This window comes from Rhodococcus sp. TAF43 (assembly GCF_052113525.1).
Lineage (GTDB): Bacteria > Actinomycetota > Actinomycetes > Mycobacteriales > Mycobacteriaceae > Prescottella.
Map to the genome: position 1 here is coordinate 1 of NZ_JBFRDL010000048.1, position 16,247 is coordinate 16,247.

Genomic DNA, 16,247 nt, shown 5'->3' on the forward strand with positions numbered 1-16,247 from the left:
ATCTGCCGAGATATGTGGTTCGGGCATTACGGTGGGACACGAGAACCTCCGAGCGGATGTGGGCCTTAGACAAGCCACACCCCACTCGGAGGTTCTCTTCACATCAAGCCGACACGCCCGCTACCAACGTCCTGACCGGGTACACCTAGCTCCGTTGGTCCCGGTCCTGCGGATCGGCGTGACCGAGCAACGCGCGCAGGATCGGTTCGGCGTGTGTCCACAGGACGGCGCCGCCGATGCCGGGCACCAGGTGGCGAACAGCTCCGGGGATGCGGGCGGCCAGACTCTCACCGTTGTCGGGTGAGTGGCCGGTGTCCTGATCGCCGTACCAGATGTCCACGGGGACAACGATCGTCGTGAGGTCGATGGGCCAGCGGCCCATCGCCAACACCGTGTCGCGTGCGTAGCCGGCGGGGCCCGGCGCGAACGCCTCACGCATGCTGGCACGATAGGAACCCTCGAACGTGGGGTCCCGGTAGACGGCGAGGTCGGACGCGGGGCTGGAGTCGATCACCATCTGCCACATGGCGTCCGCGTCGAACGTCGCGAAGAGACGCTCCGCGGCGTCCGGATCCGACGCGGTCAGTTCGACGAGATCGCGGAGTGGTTCGGGCAGGGCATCGGCGAACTGCGGTGCCGCCACCTCGTCCGCACCGGACACGATCGCGACCGCGCCACTGACACCGGCCGCCGCGCAGGCGAGGGCGAAGGGCGCCCCCTGAGAGTTCCCCACGATCGCCGGCCTGCCGAGCCCACGCAGCGCGGTGAACTCGCCGACATCGGCCGCGAAGTCTCGAAACGTCTTACCGGGCAGCGGTGTCGACCGGCCGAGGCCCGGACGGTCGAGCGAGACGAGCCGCGCGCCGAGCGCATCGACGACGCCGGCGCCGAACCCGAGTGATCGGGTGGTGGCGGCGCCCGGGCACACCAGCACCGGAACGCCGTCCTCGCGTCCCCATTCGGCCCACCCGATCACTCGCCCGTCGGCGAGGCGCGATTCGCCCAGTCGGGCCGGCGCCGAGATATCCACAGACATGGGCCCGATCCTCGTCCGCCCTGCCGGGCCTTGTAAACGGATTTTCGATGCCTAGACCCGTGCGGTGCTAGTCGGTGACGGGGCGGTAGGTGCACACGAGTACCCCGGTGCCCGTGGTGACCGACGAGACCAGCTCGAGCGGGCGCTGGACGCCGTCGTCGGGGAAGATCGTCTTCCCGCCGCCGAGGAGCACCGGCTCGATCATGAGCAGGAGTTCGTCGACCAGGCCCTCACGCAGCAGCGTCCGCACCAGCGTCGTGCTGCCCATCACCGACAGGTCGCCGCCTGCGGTGGCGCGCAGCTTCCGGATCTCCGCGATGGCGTCGCCGGCCGGGATGCGCGTGGTGTTGGTCCAGGTCAGCTGGTCGTCGGTGAGGGTGTCGGTGACGACGTACTTGCGGATGTTGTTCATGTGGTCGGCGAACGGGTCTCCGGCCCGCTCCGGCCACGCGGCCGCCATCGTCTGCCACGTGCGGCGCCCGAACAGCAGCGCCTCCGTCTGCTGCGCCGCGGCACCGATCGCCGCGCCCATCACCTCGGCGTCGAAGTACGGATGGGACCACCCGCCGTGGGCGAAGCCACCGTCGGTGTCCTCCTCGGGCCCACCCGGTGCCTGCACGACGCCGTCCAGGCTCATGAACTCACTGACCACGATGCGCACGGACTGTCTCCTTCGTCTCGACGAACTGTTCGGTGATACAGACCGACGATCCACCCCAAACTCATCGGTGTCGAGGTGCCCGCCCGGCGTTCGCCCCAGTGTCCCCCGACGACCGCGCGTCGTTCACCTCGACGCGCTGCAATGACGGTCGGGCATTCCCCCCTCACCACGGATCTTCGGGCACGTTCCTGCCCGTGACAGGAAGCACCTACGTCCGCCGGTCTCAGTCGATCATGCAGCGGCGCATGACCCGTCGCTCGGTGCGAGTCCCGAGACCTACACGGTGAGCTTGGTATTCAATGCGGTGATCGTGTCGGCCGACAGCCCGAGCCCGGAGGTCAGATAGTTGTCGAACGTACCGAAGTTGGTGCTGATCTCGTCGAACCCGGCCTGGAGGAACTCGGGCGAGACGCCCATGAGAACCTTCATGGCCGCACCGGCCTGCTCGCCCTTCGCGGCCGCGACCTGTGCGGCGGTCGCCTCGATGGAATCCTTCGAATACTCGTTGGTGAGTAGGTAATTGCTCATCACCGTCGCGTCGTCGACACCGGCGATCTTCAGCAGAACCGCGCTGGTCCAACCGGCTCGGTCCTTGCCCGCGGTGCAGTGGAAGAGCTGCGGCCCGTCGGTGGTCGCGATGTCGGTCAGCAGGGTCGCGAACTGTGCGCGCATCGCCGGATCGGTCACGAACCGTCGGTTGGCCTCGGTGAGCACTGCCGCGGCGCTCTCGGGCGTGGAGAGATCCACCGACGACGTGACCGCGCCGCTCGCGGCGTCGCCGAGGATGTTGACGTGGGTGTAGCGCGCGCCCGCGGGAACACGATCCGGACTCTTGCCGATCTCCGCCGTGGTTCGGAGGTCGTAGACAGCCTTCACGCCGAGGGCGTCCAGCGTCGCGGCGTCCGCGTCGCTGGTGGCCAGTGCGTTGGAGCGGTAGAGAACGCCCTCGCGAACACGACGTCCGTCGGAGGTGGTGTAGCCGCCGTCCGGCCCGGCAAGATCGCGGAAGTTGTTGACCGACATCAGACGCGGAGTCTGCGCCGTCGCGGTCGAACTCGCCGGCAGCGAGGACGTGGTCGACGAGACGGTCGGGGCGGTTGCGGTGTCGGCGGTCGTCGACTGGCTGCATCCGGCGAGGACAACGGTCAATGCCGCAGCGACACCGACAACTTTGAGACGGGAATTCAACGCTTCTCCTTCGAACACTCGCAACAGAACGACCGAATCCTGATCGAAGGAACTGGCGGAACCGTGGCCGCCCGGTGAACGGTCGGTGGCCGGCGGCTGTGGTTCGTGAGATCGGCGTGACGTATACGTGGCGATTTCGGGGGAGGGACACTGTCGGATGGGCATGCTGTCGAAACGAGAAGTGGATCGGTGCGCTCGGTCGCCTCACGGCGAAAGGCGCAACGCGGCTCCAGCCGGACGGAACTCCGCGAGGGCAATGGGTTGAGCCCGGGGGACACGGAGCGCACCGATCCGAAGTCCACAACGCCGACCGGTAGCGGGGTATTCCGGAACCGCGGGTGTGATGTGGATTGTCCGCGTCCGGCAGCGACGTGATCCGGCCGCGTCCACTTGTAACGGACTGCTCTCACATTTCCCCCTCACCTGCGGCCCGGCGGCACATCAGCGGCGGCGGATGTCGTCGAGAACCCGGCAGCGAACCGGATCGCTCCGTACCGTGGAGTGTCAACTGATACCCAGGGGGTGGGCGGAGTAGTGATGGGGCGATCAGCCATGACGACGGTGGGCCTGACGGCCGCGCTGTCGATGTTCAGTCCGGCATTCGCGGCGAATGCCGTGCCGATCGAGCAGATGCCACCGGCGGTTGCCGCGGCGGCGCACGTCGACCACGTGGYGGAGTTGACGGATCAGCGCACGGCACTGTTCGTGTTCTCGCCGGCGATGAACAAGGTCGTCCAGGTGCAGATCCTGCATCCGAAGGGCGCGGCCGCACGGCCGTCGCTGTATCTGCTCGACGGTGTCAGCGCCGGATCCGAGTCGGACTACCAGGAGAGCACCTGGACGCAGAAGACCGATGCCGTCGAGTTCTTCGCGGACAAGAACGTCAACGTCGTCCTGCCCGTCGGTGGCACGGCCGGCTACTACACCGACTGGGAGCGAATCGATCCCGTTCTCGGTGAAAACCGTTGGGAGACATTCCTGACTCGCGAGCTGCCGCCGATCGTCGACGGGCGGTTCCGGGGCAACGGCGTCAACGCGATCGCCGGCCTGTCGATGGGTGCACAGGGCGCGATGACACTCGTCGCCCGCAATCCCGACCTCTACCGCGGGGTCGCCGCGCTCAGCGGTTGCATGGACACCGGCCGCGTCGAATCGCAGGCCGCGGTGCGCGGCACCGTCGCGTCGAAGGGCGGCGACGCCGACAACATGTGGGGGACGCCGGGCGACCCGGCGTGGCCCGCACACGATCCATCCGTGAACGCGGAACAGTTGCGTGGCAAGGACATCTTCGTCTCCACCGGCAACGGGCTGGCGGGCCCGTACGAGCTCGGCGCACCCGATGCGCTCGAGAAGGTGGTCGTCGGCGGGCCGCTCGAAGCAGCGTCGCACTCGTGTACCCAGCTGTTCGACGGCAGGCTGGCGCAACTCGGCATCCCGGCCACATTCCTGTACCGCCCGTACGGAACTCACTCCTGGCCGTACTGGCAGGACGACCTGCGGGAAGCGTGGCCGACGCTGGCCCGCGCCTTGGGGATCTAGCAGGATCTGTTGGCTGACTGCCAAACTCGCCCACCGAGCCTGACACCCGCCTTCGATCGGCGCCGGCTCGGACGGTGAATCTCTGTGGTGGTGATCGATCGGCTGTGGTGCTGCGTGGCGTCGCGCAGGACGGTGAAGCCGTCGCCGCCGTCGGCGAGGAACTTGTTGACCGCCACCCGGTAGAGGCCGTCCGGATCGACGGGACCGCCGTCGACGCGGATGTCGGCGATGCGCGAACCGAGCGGCGATCTGCGGTCGATCCGGTAGGTCAGTGTGGCCGACGGTGCCAGGATCAGCTCCAGCACGGACCCGTCGTCGCGAGGCTGGAACTGTTGCTCGAGAACCTCTTTCAGCTGCGCTCCGGTGAGGGTTCGGACCTGGAGCGAGTTCGCGAACGGCTGGACCTGGTAGGCGTCACCGAAGGTGACGGTGTCGTCGTCGCCGGCGAGCAGGTCGGCCCGGACGCCTCCGGGATTGGTGAGGGCGATCTGTGCCCCACGCCCGCGCGCCGCCTCGAGTTGGGCGTCGGCGATCAGGTCGCCCAACGGGCTCTCGCCGCCCGTGCCGGGTTCGCGGGTGATGTCCGCGGTGACGGCGCCGACCGGCCGCTGGGCCACCTCGCCGGACTGCGTACTCGCCCGGTCGACGAGTTCGGCGACCCGCGGGTCGGGCGTGATGTCGTGCGTGACGATCTGGTTGAAGGCCTGCGTCTGTTCGCGATCCACCTCACCGGTCGCGCGGTCGAGACTCATGTCGACCACCGACACGATCCGTCCGTGCGAGGCGGCCTGCATCATCGGCCGCGGGTTGCCCGCCGGGTCGTCGACCGTGCAGTTGTACTGGGTGTGGCTGTCGGCGGTGAAGATCGCGTCCACCTTCGGGGTCGCCCGGGTCGCGATGTCGCGGGCCGGGCTGTCGCCGACGTCGCACGCGTTGGGGCCGCCGGTGGCCTGCTCGTCGCCGCGGTGCAGGAGGACGACGATCGCGCGCACCCCGAGGAAGTCGAGGGAGTCGGCCGTGCGGTCGATGGCGTCGATCTCGTCGCCGAACTGGAGACCCGCGACGCCGTCGACGCTGACCTTCGACGGTGCGTCGAACGGCATCACGCCGATGACGCCGACGGGCACGCCGTCGACGTAGTTCACCGAGTAGGGGAGCGTGGCGGGGGTGCCGTCGGAGAAGGTCATGTTCGCGGCGAGCAGCGGAAACTGCGCGCCGGTGAAGTCCGCTTCGAACTGGCAGCCGTCCACCGGGTGGCAGCCGCCGTCCTGCAGGCGGCGCAGCTCTCCGAATCCCTCGTCGAGCTCGTGGGTTCCGATCGATGCCGCGTCGACGCCCATCTCGTTCAACAGGTTCACGGTCGGTTCGTCGTGAAACAACGCCGACTCGATCGGTGACGACCCCCAGCTGTCGCCGACCGAGTAGAGCAGCGAGTGGGAGGCCTGCGCGCGCAACTGGTCGACGTACGCGGCGAGGTAGGCGGCGCCACCGGCGTCGGTCGCGGGACCGTCGGGCCGTGAGATCTGGGCGCGCGCCCCCTTGGGCGGCTGCAGGCTGCCGTGCAGGTCGTTGATCGCGAGCAGACGCACCGGAACGGTGTCGACGTCCGGCGGGCGGGCGTCGACGGCATGCGTGCCGACGGTCAGCGACGCCCCGAGCGCCGCGGCGAGAACCGACACACGACCCCGCGTCCGGCGTCCGGACAAACCGCTCCCTGGTCGACACACCGCCCAGAGTCTGCCAACGATTCGGCGGCGGTGAAACTGCCGACCGATAACGGTTGGATTACGTCGTGGGGGAGCCCGCCGTGAGGCCGGCGAGTTCCAGTGCCGCACCGGATGTCGCGAACGCGAGGAACGCATCGTTCTCGTGCGGGTCGCCGATCGTGATCCGCACGCCGTCCACACCGTAGGGGCGGATGAGCACGCCGGCCTCGGCGCTGGCCTCGCCGTATGCGGCGGAGCGGTCCAGCAGCGGCAGCCACACGAAGTTGGCCTCCGTCACCGGGACGTCGTAGCCCGCGGCGAGGAGCGCGTCGCGCATCCGCTCGCGCTCGGCGACCACGGCGTGGGTGCGGTGCAGCAGCTCGTCCTGCGCGTCGAGGCACGCGATCGCCGCGGCCTGTGCCACCGCGTTGACGCTGAACGTGATGTGCACCTTGGCCAGTGCGGTGACGATCGCCGGATCGGCGACCGCGTAGCCGACGCGGATGCCTGCCAGCCCGTACGCCTTGGAGAACGTGCGCAGCACCACGACGTTGCGGCGGGTGCGGGCCAGCCCGACGCCATCGACGCCGGAGCGGTTGTACTCGAAGTAGGCCTCGTCCAGTGCGACGACGATGTTCGCCGGGACGGCGTCGAGGAACCGCTCGAGCTCCTCGCGGCCCAGCGCGGAGCCGGTGGGGTTGTTGGGGTTGCACACGAAGATCAGGCGGGTGCGGTCGGTGATCGCGGCCAGCATCGCGTCCAGGTCGTGGCCGTGCTCGGCGGTGAGGGGCACCGGGACCGGCGTCGCGCCGGCGACCTTCGTGACGACCGGGTAGGCCTCGAACGAGCGCCACGCGTAGACGACCTCGTCACCCACGCTGCACGTGGCCTGCACCAACTCCTGGCACAGCGCGACGGAGCCGCATCCGGTAGCGATGTTCTCAGTGGGAACACCGAGCGACTCGGACAGCGCGCGGATCAGCGCCGCGGAGGTGTTGTCCGGGTACCGGTTGGCGGTGGCGGCGGTGTCGGCGATGGCCTGCGCGACGCCGGGCAGCGGGCCCTGCGTCGTCTCGTTGCTCGCCAGCTTGATCGCCCCGGGATAACTGCGGCCCGGCACGTAGGTGGGGATGGAATCAAGATCGGCGCGGGTCGTCACGGGGGTCACGATGCGATTATGCGCCCTGCGATCACGTGCACTGTCGACGTGGTCGTGCCAAGGTTGAATCATGCCGGGAATCTTCCGGGACAGCGCCCCCCTGCGCGCCGACGACGACGCCGTCGTGGAGGCGCCGCGGGTACCGCTCACCGCCGTCCAGCCCGATCGCCATGCGCGCGGCGGCATCGTGGTGCTCCACGAGTCCCGACAGTTCACCCCCGCGCTGATCGACCTGATGCGCGCCCTCGCCGCGGAGGGCTGGCTGGTGGTGGCCCCGCACCTGTTCCATCGCGAAGCCGCGCACAGCGACACCGAGGTGTTCGGCCAGAACCTCTTCGACGACTTCGATGCCACCTTCGACTGGCTCGTCGACCGTGGCATCTACACCGACTGCGTCGGGGTGCTCGGATTCGACGACGCCGGCACCGCCGCGATGATCGTCGCCACCAATCGGCCGGTCGCGGCCGCCGTGAGCGTCTCCGCCCACGGCATCGTCGAACCCCTCAACGCCGACACCCCCACCCTCGTCGAGGCCGGGCCGTCGCTCAAGGCGCCGTGGCTGGGCCTGTACGGCGAGGACGATCCGATGACCCCGCGCGACCACGTCGAGCGGCTACGAGACGCGGTCGCGCGGGCCGACGTCGCCACCAACATCGTCAGCTACAGCGGTCTCGCGCACCGGGCCGACGAGCCGCCGGTCACCGAGGCGGCCGCCGGCGACGAGGACCCGCTCGTCGTGGCGATGCTCGACGCCCAGCGCCGGATCTTCGACTGGTTCGACGGGAACCTGCGGTGATTGCATGTGCTTGGGCCGCTGACCAGCGGTTTTGCGTTTGCCGGGGATCTCTGTGTAATGTTTCGCCCGGCGGTTCGAAAGGGCCGGCCCCCAAGGAGGCGTGCCAGAGCGGCCGAATGGGACTCACTGCTAATGAGTTGTCCCCCTTAAAGGGGACCGGAGGTTCAAATCCTCTCGCCTCCGCCACACTGGTGCTTCGTTGGGCCAGTAACAAATGAACACTGTTTGGACATGCGCCCGTAGCTCAACGGATAGAGCACTTGACTACGGATCAAGAGGTTAGGGGTTCGAATCCCTTCGGGCGCACATCAGAAATCCCCCACCAGCACCGCTGGTGGGGGATTTCTCGTTTTGCGTCAGCCGGTCACGACGGCACGTTCTCGGGGCGTTCGGGTATACCCACTTGGAACTGTGGGGTGCGATTCACGTCAGCTGCGCGGCAAGCTCAGCCGCCGTAGGCGCACTGCTCAGTCCATCCGGTCGTTCCGTCGGTGAACTGCGTGGTGCCGCGTTGATACATCGACTGATCCATGCAGTAGTCCACCGTCTTGCCCGTCAAGGGCCCGGGTGCCCCATTCGGTGCACCCGTGAATCCGATCGGCGCCTGCGGCTCCCCGGCGGCGGGGGCCTCGTAGGTCGGCGTCACCTGCCGGGCAGTCGCCACGGCCGGTRCCTGCGTCACCCCGGGTGTTTCGACCGCTGGCGCGGAAACGGAGGTAGCTGGTGCCGGAGCAGCGGACTGAGTCGCGACGACCTCGTCATGGTTCGGCATCCGTGACGGCGGCGCCGACTCAGCCGCACCGGGCACGGTCCACGTTGCAGCAGGGAAGGCGCCCTCTCGTAAGTACGAGATCTTCGAGACCTGGATGTCCGGCTTGCCGGTCCATGTCACCATCCCCGCGCGCTGCTGGCCGGCGGGGATGTCACCGGTCTGGATGTCATCCGACTCGCCGCCGATTGACAGCGTGAGGCTCGCCCCGTCTGCGGAGATGGCCTCAAACGCATTCGACGCGAGTGGAGTCGCGCCGCTGACGGACCGGACCGCGACTAGCGCCCGGTATTGCCGTTCCGGCTTGATCTCGCCGTAGTAGTCCATCTCGCGCGTGACGAGATCCGCGACGGTGACCTCGGCTTCCCAGCCGTCGCCCTTCACAGTTTGCGTGGCGCCGAGCTCCGCAGTCGGGGTCGAGTCCGATGGTCCAGGATCCGAGCTGGAGCACCCTCCGATCACCAGCGCGGCAGCAGATATAGCGATTGCGGTGATTGTCCGTTTCATGCCCGGGATGAATCAGACCAGTCGGACTGATTTTTGGCGATGGCATCCATCGTGGTCAATGACACCTCGATTGGCTGTCAGCGCCCTCCTCGAGTACGACACGGAACGAATCGGAAGTCGCACTTCCCGTGGGCGGCCCGCTCCAGACGTTGGAGCGGGCCGCTGATACTTCGTTCCCCTGCTACTGCAAGGGCTTCGGTCTACGAGCCGAACGGCAGACTGGCCGAGCCGAAGGAGAAGCCGGCCGAGCCGACGGACGAGCCCGTCGAAGTCCGCCAGGGGCCCCGGATCGCGACGGTGATCCCGGGGGTCTGGATGTTGGCGTAGAGCGTCTGGCCGTCGTGGCTGAATGCCGGACCGCAGAACTCGCTCTCGTTCAGTTCGTTCCGGGCGACCGAGAACGGCTCGCCGTTCTCGGTGACCCCGATCAGATGGCTGATGCCGTCGCCGTCCTCGGCGAGGATCAGGCCGCCGTGCGGCGACACAGTGATGTTGTCGGGCCCGTCGTAGTTGCTGGTGTCGACGGAGGGGTCCGGGTTCACACCGAACAGGGTCTTCAGCTCGATCGTCTGGGTGGCCGGATCGTAGAACCACACCTGCCCGTCGTGCTCGGCGACGCTGCCATCGCTGGTGCGGGCGAAGCTGGCGACGACGTAGACGCCGCCGTCGCCCCACCACTGCCCCTCGAGCTTGCGGCTACGGGTGACCTGGTCGTTGGTGAACTGCTTGCGCACCGAGGTGGTCTTCGCGTCACGGTCGGGGACGTCGATCCACTGCACGGTGTAGCGGACGCCCGGTGCGGTCGCCTGCGAGAGATCGGGCACGTGGGTGCCGTCGAGGAAGCACTTCATCGCCTGCAGGGTGCCGGCGGTGTCCCCGCCCGGCGACTGCGCGAGCGCGTGGAACGCACCCGGGCCACCGATGAAGCCCTGCGGCGGGGTCCACCGGTAGAACAGGCCGTTGGGGCCGCCTGCGTCCTCGGTGAGATAGACGGCGGTCGACGACGGGTCGACGGCGACCGCCTCGTGCGCGTACCGGCCGAGGAACTTCAGCGGAATCGGGCTCTTGCCGATGTTCGCGGCCTGGCTGGTGGGATCGACCTCGAAGACGTAGCCGTGGGCGAGGGTGAAACCGTTCGAGCCGGCGCGCGCCTCGGTCTCCTCGCACGTGAGCCAGGTGCCCCACGGGGTGATGCCGCCCGCACAGTTGTTCACCGTGCCCGCGACGCTGACGTACTGGCCCTGGCGTGCACCGCTGCGGTCGATCGCGGTGGTGGTGGTGGTGCCACCGCGGGCACCCGGGTCGTAGGTGAGCCCGTCGACGGCCGGGACACCGTACGGTTCGTTGCTGCCGACCTCATGGTTGGTGACGATCGTGGTGCCGGTGCCGTTCGCGAATACACCGTTCGCATCGGGATCACTCGGGAACGGGACGCCACCGTCGAGCAGCGTCTCGCCCGAGCGGGAGACGATCGTGTACGAGAACCCCTCGGGCAGGGCGAGAATCCCGTTGGGGTCGGGGACGAGCGGGCCGTAGCCGATCACGCCGCCGGGCGCGGCGCCCGCGAGAGCGGGCCGGAACAGGGTGCCGACACTGCCCGCGAGCGTTACCCCGATTCCGGCCAGGGCGGTGCGTTCGAGGAACGTGCGGCGATTGAGCGGTGAGGTGGTCACTGTGCGGGTACCTCCCATTGGATAGTCAACGACGCGAGGACGGTAGGTCGGCAACCACAACGACGGAATGCCGCCGGATGGCCTGCCGATGAACCGGGCCGGAACTTCCTCGCGCTGGTACCGCCGCGCCGACGGTGACGGGCTCCTGCGCAGAGCCGCAGATCGAGGTCGGAGGCTCTAATCCCTTCGGACGCATATCGGAAATCCCCCACCGGCACCGCTGGTGGGGACGGCAGCTGTAGATCCCGCGGCCTCGACGCCTAGCCTCGGACCCGAGGCCCGGGACGACCGGCCGCACTGCGAAGGAGACCTTGTGACGACACCGATGCTCATCGCCCTCGGCCCGAAGCCCGACGACCTGCTGTCGGACGCCGTCGTCCGCGGTGGCGCTGAACTCGCGGACCTGGCGGACGCGCAGGCGCTCGTGTGGGACGGCGAGGACGCCACGAGTTTCCCGGCCGAGCTGCCCGAGTCGATTCGGTGGGTGCAACTCAACTCGGCCGGCGTGGAGCACTGGTTCGACGCCGGCGTCATCCAGCGGCACCCGGAGGTCGTGTGGACGTCGGCGGCCGGTGCCTTCTCGGCGACCGTCGCCGAGCACGCGTTCATGCTGCTGCTGGCGGGTGTCCGCGCGCTGCCCGAGCACCTGGCCGCGACCACGTGGCGGCAGCGCGAGTTCTTCGGCAGGGTCGGGACGCTGCGCGGGGCGCGGGTCGCGATCGTCGGGGCGGGTGGAATCGGGCGGGCGATGATCCCGATGCTCGCCGCGGTCGGCGCGACGGTGATCGCGGTCAACCGCTCCGGCCGCCCGGTGCCCGGCGCCGCCGAGACGATCCCCGCCGACCGCGTCGACGAGGTCTTCGGGCGGGTCGACCACGTCGTGGTCGCGGCCCCGGCAACCAACGAGACCCGGCACCTGGTCGGGGCCCGGCAGCTCGCCGAACTCGGCCCGCGGTCGTGGGTGATCAACGTCGCTCGGGGGTCGCTCGTCGACACCGATGCGCTGGTGACCGCCCTGCGGGACAACATGATCGGTGGCGCGGGACTGGACGTCACCGACCCGGAACCGCTGCCCGACGGCCACCCGTTGTGGACGCTGCCGAACGCGATCATCACCCCGCACGACTCGAATCCGCCCTCGGTGCGCCACTCCGCGTTCGCTGAGCACGTCGCGGAGAACGTGCAGCGCTTCGTCGCGGGCGAGGAGTTGGTGGCGCGGATCGATGCGTCGGTGGGCTACTGATCCGGGGTGACCCGTAACCGGTCGTGGTCGTCGCGGTGCTGCTGTTCTGGCTGTGCCAGCGGGCGAACTGTGTTCCCCGTGATGAAGTGGAGTTGCCACGCGTGCCAAGTCGGCCCGTGCGACCAGGTTCTCGTCACGTTTGCCCTCGTCACGGGTCCGGGAGAGTGGAACGGAGCGCGCACGTACTCAGCTGAGGTGAAGGACGCGCGAGGCTTCGCGCGTGGCGTCGAGGACGAGCGGGGCGAAGTGCTCGAGCTTGCCCGAACGCGCGTCGCCGCACAGTGAGATCGCGGCCACCGGGCGGTCGCGGAGGTGGACCGCGGCGCCCACGCAGGCGACGCCGCGAACCGCCTCGCCGCGCTCGTAGGCCAGCCCCCGGCGATGGCGGATCCGCCCCAACTCCAGATGCAGCGCGGAGATGTCGGTGATCGTGCGGTCGGTGCAGCGGCTCAGCCGGTTCTCGTAGAGTCCGTCGATCCGCTCCGGGTCGAGCCACGCGAGCATCGATTTTCCACCGGCGGTCGAGTAGGCGGGGCCGCGGCCACCGACGCGGGTCGGCAGCGTCGCGGCGAGGCGCCCGCCGACCTTGTCGAGGTAGACGCTCTGGCTGCGGTCCAGCACCGCCAGGTGGACCACGAGTCCGGTCTGCAGGTGCAGTTCGTGCAGCAGTGGCGCCGCCGCGGCGCGGATCTCGGTCTGGCTGTCGTCGTCGGCGGACAGGGCCATCGCGCGGCCCCCCAGGCAGTAGCCCGACGTCAGGTGCTCGAGCCAGTCCAACTGGACGAGTTTGTCGAGGATCCTGTGCACCGTCGAGCGGGGAAGTCGCGTGCGCCGGGTGACCTCCTCGAGGGTCAGTCGCGACGTCCGACTGTCGAACGACTCGAGGATCAGGGTCGTGCGCTCGATCATCGAGACCGGGGGTTCGCCGCGTAGTTCGCGGGAAGCCAGGGGGCTCCGCGACCCGCCGACCGTCATCGACACCTCCACGTCTCGCCTCATTCGGTCAGCCGTTTGTTCGGACTGGCCGGATACATCATTGCCGAGAGGTGATGTGGCCGACGAGTCCGGCGCCCGGTACGGCTAGCCGTCGGCGAGCTCCCGCAGGATTCCGGCTAGTTCCTCGATGGCGGCGGAGGATTCCGCTGCGGGTCGTCGGAACAGCCCCACCGGCTCTGCGGTGCCCGGCGTCGGCTGCGGCAGCCGCACGAGGGTGCCGTCGTCGAGGTCGGTCTGCGGCACCCGCTCGGGGGTGAACCACACCGCGTTGCCGCGGCGGGCGAGGGTGCGGGCCACGGTGACGTCGAGGGTTTCGACGCAGCCGGCCGGCAGGTGCAGGCCGTGCCGCTGCAGCAGCACCTCGGTGTGGTGACGCGGGACGGTGCCGGCCGTCGCGACCACCAGCGGGTACTCGAGCACCGCGGGCATCGCCGCCGGACCCGTGGACGCGGTGAGCGGGTGGTCGGGGCGGACGATCAGCGCCAGCGACTCGGTGTAGAGCAGTTCGAAGGCGACATCGTGCAGCGCAACGGGTTCGGTCATGCGGCCGAGGGCGAGATCGAGTTCCCCGGCGCGCACCGCGGCGAGCAGGACCGCATTGGACCCGGTGGTGACCTGGACTCCCACGCCGGGATACCGCTCGTGCACGCGGGAGATCGCGGCCGGCAGCAGCACGCTGGCGACCGTCGGCAGGGCGCCGACCCGGATCGGTGTGCTGGGGGCGCCCGCGCCCGCGAGGGCCGACGCCGCCGACTCCATCGCGTCGGTCACCTCCACCGCGTGCCGCAGGAACTGCTCGCCGGCCGGGGTGAGCCGGGCGCCGTGCCGACCGCGGTCGACCAGGCGCGTCCCGGCGAGAGCCTCGAGCTCGTTGAGGGTCTTGGTCACCGCGGGTTGCGTCAGGTGCAGCCGCTCGGCGGCCCGGCCCAGGTTGCGCTCCTGGGCCACCGCGACGAAGCACGTGAGGTGTCGCAGCCGGATCCGGTGCAGCAGTCGGGACGCGGCGAGGGATTCGGGAGGCGGAACGAACCCGGCAGGCATATCCGTAGGTTATGGAAAGGCGCCGAAATGGTCAATTTACATGAGGTGAGCTCAAAAATAGTGTGGTCGGGAACCCGCTCGACAGGAGTATCACCATGACCATCGGCGAATTCGTCGAACGCGACGCGACGGTGCATCCGCCCGCGCTGACCCCGGGCTACAAGACCAGCGTGCTGCGCTCGCCGCGCAACGCGCTCATCTCGCCGCGGAACACGTTGTCCGAGATCACCGGGCCGGTGTTCGGCGCGCGCGAACTGGGGGAGAAGGACAACGACCTGATCCTCAACTTCGCGAAGGACGGGCTGCCGATCGGTGAGCGCCTGGTGGTCCACGGGTACGTGCGCGACGAGTTCGGCAATCCCGTCTCCGGCGCGCTGGTCGAGGTGTGGCAGGCCAACGCGGGCGGCCGCTACCGGCACAAGAAGGACCAGTATCTCGCGCCGATCGATCCGAACTTCGGCGGCTGCGGCCGGATGATCACCGACAGCAACGGCTACTACGTCTTCCGCACCATCAAGCCGGGACCGTACCCGTGGGCCAACAGCACCAACGCGTGGCGGCCCGCGCACATCCACATGTCGCTCAGCGCCGACGGCTGGGCACAGCGGCTGATCACCCAGCTGTACTTCGAGGGCGACCCGCTGATCGAGCGCTGCCCCATCGCCAAGACGATCCCCACCGTCGAGCAGGTCCGCAGCCTCATCGCGCAGGAGGATCCGGCGAACCACATCCCGTTCGACGCCCGCACCTACCGCTTCGATCTCACCCTGCGCGGCCGCCGCGCCACCTTCTTCGAGAACACCCTCCCGGGAGCCCCGCGATGACCTTCGCCCTGCCCTCCGCCCCGCTGACCCCGCGCCCGATGGTCACCCGGTTCCCGGAGACGCCGTCGCAGACCGGCGGCCCGTACGTCCACATCGGACTCGCGCCGCAGCAGGCCGGCTTCGAGATCTTCGAGAACAACTTCGGTAACGACCTGATCGCCGACGACACCGTGGGCGAGCGGATCACGATCGAGGGCCGCGTGTTCGACGGCAGCGGCACCCTGGTGCGCGACGCGTTGCTCGAGATCTGGCAGGCCAACGCGTCGGGCAAGTACGCGCACCGCCTCGACCCGCAGGACAAGCAGCTCGACCCGACGTTCCGGGGCTGGGGGCGCACCGGCGCCGACTTCGACTCCGGCGTCTTCGAGTTCCGCACGATCAAGCCCGGTCCGGTCGAGGCCGACGGCGGTCGCGTGCAGGCCCCGCACATCTGCGTCGTGGTGTTCGCCCGCGGTATCAACGTGGGACTGCACACCCGGATCTACTTCGACGACGAGGCCGCCGCGAACGCCGCCGACCCCGTTCTGGGCGGCATCGAGTGGGAGACCCGTCGCGAGACGCTGATCGCGAAGCGTTCCGAGCGGGACGGAAAGGTGTTCTACACCTTCGATATCCGGCTGCAGGACACCCCCGACGGCGGCGCGGAGACGGTGTTCTTCGACATCTGATCAGGGGACGGCGACCGGCAGCACGGTGCCCTGCGCGACGGCGCACAGGCGGGTGCTGCCGTCGTCGGCCACCATCTCCAGCTCGCACCGGCACACCGCGCGGCGTCGTCCGGAGTGGACCACCCGCGCGGTGGCGCGCAGTGTCCTTCCCTGGGCGGGGCGCACGTACTCGATGGTCATGCCGCCGGTGAGGACGCCGGGCCCCAGCGCCGTGCCGGCGGCGTAGGTGAGGGTGTTGTCGGCGGCGTAGGCGAGCACCCCGCCGTGCAGGAAACCGTTCTGCTGCAGCAGGTCCGGTCGGGAATCGACCTCGAGAACGGCGCCGTCCGCGTCGAACGAGACCAGTCGGGCGCCGAGCAGGACGCTGAACGGCTGCGATGCGAGATGGGTGCGGGCGTCCTCGACGCTGAGCCGTGCCCCGCTGCTCGACATGGAACCTCC

At 69.2% G+C, this 16,247-nt stretch carries 15 protein-coding genes and 2 tRNA genes; 7 read left to right on the top strand and 10 right to left on the bottom strand.

The window, feature by feature from the left end:
* Positions 1 to 145 precede the first annotated feature (145 nt).
* The 3 genes from AB4Z09_RS23315 to AB4Z09_RS23325 all read right to left on the bottom strand — a co-directional run bounded on the left by AB4Z09_RS23315 (position 146) and on the right by AB4Z09_RS23325 (position 2,885).
* Positions 146 to 1,036 (bottom strand): alpha/beta fold hydrolase, encoded by an 891-nt coding sequence (locus AB4Z09_RS23315; protein WP_217487171.1) that lies wholly within the window; start codon positions 1,034 to 1,036, stop codon positions 146 to 148.
* A 67-nt stretch (positions 1,037 to 1,103) separates the two neighbouring features.
* A complete protein-coding gene (locus AB4Z09_RS23320) occupies positions 1,104 to 1,697 on the bottom strand; it encodes a dihydrofolate reductase family protein (protein ID WP_114723795.1) in 594 nt (197 codons plus the stop codon).
* Positions 1,698 to 1,973: 276 nt separating this feature from the next.
* A complete protein-coding gene (locus tag AB4Z09_RS23325) occupies positions 1,974 to 2,885 on the bottom strand; it encodes a tyrosine-protein phosphatase (RefSeq protein WP_442240773.1) in 912 nt (303 codons plus the stop codon).
* A 537-nt stretch (positions 2,886 to 3,422) separates the two neighbouring features.
* Between AB4Z09_RS23325 and AB4Z09_RS23330 the strand changes: the two genes are divergently transcribed.
* Complete coding sequence (locus tag AB4Z09_RS23330; protein ID WP_442240774.1) at positions 3,423 to 4,424, top strand: alpha/beta hydrolase; 1,002 nt, start codon at positions 3,423 to 3,425, stop codon at positions 4,422 to 4,424.
* Here AB4Z09_RS23330 and AB4Z09_RS23335 read toward each other — a convergent pair.
* Both AB4Z09_RS23335 and hisC read right to left on the bottom strand, forming a co-directional pair.
* Positions 4,421 to 6,130 carry a bifunctional metallophosphatase/5'-nucleotidase gene (locus AB4Z09_RS23335; protein WP_442240775.1) on the bottom strand — a complete coding sequence of 570 codons (1,710 nt, stop codon included), beginning with the start codon at positions 6,128 to 6,130 and terminating at the stop codon, positions 4,421 to 4,423. The genes AB4Z09_RS23330 and AB4Z09_RS23335 overlap by 4 nt on opposite strands.
* A 79-nt stretch (positions 6,131 to 6,209) precedes the next feature.
* A complete protein-coding gene (hisC, locus tag AB4Z09_RS23340) occupies positions 6,210 to 7,298 on the bottom strand; it encodes a histidinol-phosphate transaminase (protein ID WP_442240776.1) in 1,089 nt (362 codons plus the stop codon).
* A gap of 61 nt (positions 7,299 to 7,359) precedes the next feature.
* Here hisC and AB4Z09_RS23345 point away from each other — a divergent pair, with 61 nt between their 5' ends.
* The 3 genes from AB4Z09_RS23345 (at position 7,360) to AB4Z09_RS23355 (ending at position 8,391) form a co-directional block, all read left to right on the top strand.
* Complete coding sequence (locus AB4Z09_RS23345; RefSeq protein WP_174907577.1) at positions 7,360 to 8,085, top strand: dienelactone hydrolase family protein; 726 nt, start codon at positions 7,360 to 7,362, stop codon at positions 8,083 to 8,085.
* A 94-nt stretch (positions 8,086 to 8,179) separates the two neighbouring features.
* Positions 8,180 to 8,271, top strand: a tRNA-Ser gene (locus AB4Z09_RS23350).
* Positions 8,272 to 8,318: 47 nt separating this feature from the next.
* A tRNA-Arg gene (locus AB4Z09_RS23355) sits at positions 8,319 to 8,391 on the top strand.
* Positions 8,392 to 8,530: 139 nt separating this feature from the next.
* Here AB4Z09_RS23355 and AB4Z09_RS23360 read toward each other — a convergent pair.
* Both AB4Z09_RS23360 and AB4Z09_RS23365 read right to left on the bottom strand, forming a co-directional pair.
* Complete coding sequence (locus AB4Z09_RS23360) at positions 8,531 to 9,238, bottom strand: hypothetical protein (RefSeq protein ID WP_442240777.1); 708 nt, start codon at positions 9,236 to 9,238, stop codon at positions 8,531 to 8,533.
* A gap of 323 nt (positions 9,239 to 9,561) precedes the next feature.
* Positions 9,562 to 11,034: an alkaline phosphatase PhoX gene (locus AB4Z09_RS23365; RefSeq protein WP_442240778.1), complete on the bottom strand. Its 1,473-nt coding sequence runs from the start codon at positions 11,032 to 11,034 to the stop codon at positions 9,562 to 9,564.
* Positions 11,035 to 11,359: 325 nt separating this feature from the next.
* Here AB4Z09_RS23365 and AB4Z09_RS23370 point away from each other — a divergent pair, with 325 nt between their 5' ends.
* Positions 11,360 to 12,277 carry a D-isomer specific 2-hydroxyacid dehydrogenase family protein gene (locus AB4Z09_RS23370; RefSeq protein WP_442240802.1) on the top strand — a complete coding sequence of 306 codons (918 nt, stop codon included), beginning with the start codon at positions 11,360 to 11,362 and terminating at the stop codon, positions 12,275 to 12,277.
* Positions 12,278 to 12,463: 186 nt separating this feature from the next.
* Here the strand turns inward: AB4Z09_RS23370 and AB4Z09_RS23375 are convergent, their stop codons facing one another.
* Both AB4Z09_RS23375 and AB4Z09_RS23380 read right to left on the bottom strand, forming a co-directional pair.
* The gene (locus AB4Z09_RS23375) at positions 12,464 to 13,252 is read right to left on the bottom strand and encodes an IclR family transcriptional regulator (protein ID WP_397484751.1); all 789 of its coding nucleotides are present in this window, start codon (positions 13,250 to 13,252) and stop codon (positions 12,464 to 12,466) included.
* Positions 13,253 to 13,357: 105 nt separating this feature from the next.
* Positions 13,358 to 14,314 (bottom strand): LysR substrate-binding domain-containing protein, encoded by a 957-nt coding sequence (locus AB4Z09_RS23380; RefSeq protein WP_442240779.1) that lies wholly within the window; start codon positions 14,312 to 14,314, stop codon positions 13,358 to 13,360.
* Between the two features lie 95 nt (positions 14,315 to 14,409).
* On the opposite strand from AB4Z09_RS23380, the gene pcaH reads away from it, so the two are divergent.
* Together pcaH and pcaG are read left to right on the top strand one after the other, a co-directional pair.
* Positions 14,410 to 15,138: a protocatechuate 3,4-dioxygenase subunit beta gene (gene pcaH, locus AB4Z09_RS23385; protein ID WP_442240780.1), complete on the top strand. Its 729-nt coding sequence runs from the start codon at positions 14,410 to 14,412 to the stop codon at positions 15,136 to 15,138.
* Positions 15,135 to 15,806 (top strand): protocatechuate 3,4-dioxygenase subunit alpha, encoded by a 672-nt coding sequence (gene pcaG / locus AB4Z09_RS23390; protein WP_442240781.1) that lies wholly within the window; start codon positions 15,135 to 15,137, stop codon positions 15,804 to 15,806. The genes pcaH and pcaG overlap by 4 nt, the downstream gene beginning before the upstream one ends.
* On the opposite strand, the gene AB4Z09_RS23395 is transcribed toward pcaG, so the two are convergent.
* Complete coding sequence (locus AB4Z09_RS23395) at positions 15,807 to 16,238, bottom strand: PaaI family thioesterase (protein WP_442240782.1); 432 nt, start codon at positions 16,236 to 16,238, stop codon at positions 15,807 to 15,809.
* Between the last annotated feature and the right edge of the window lie 9 nt (positions 16,239 to 16,247).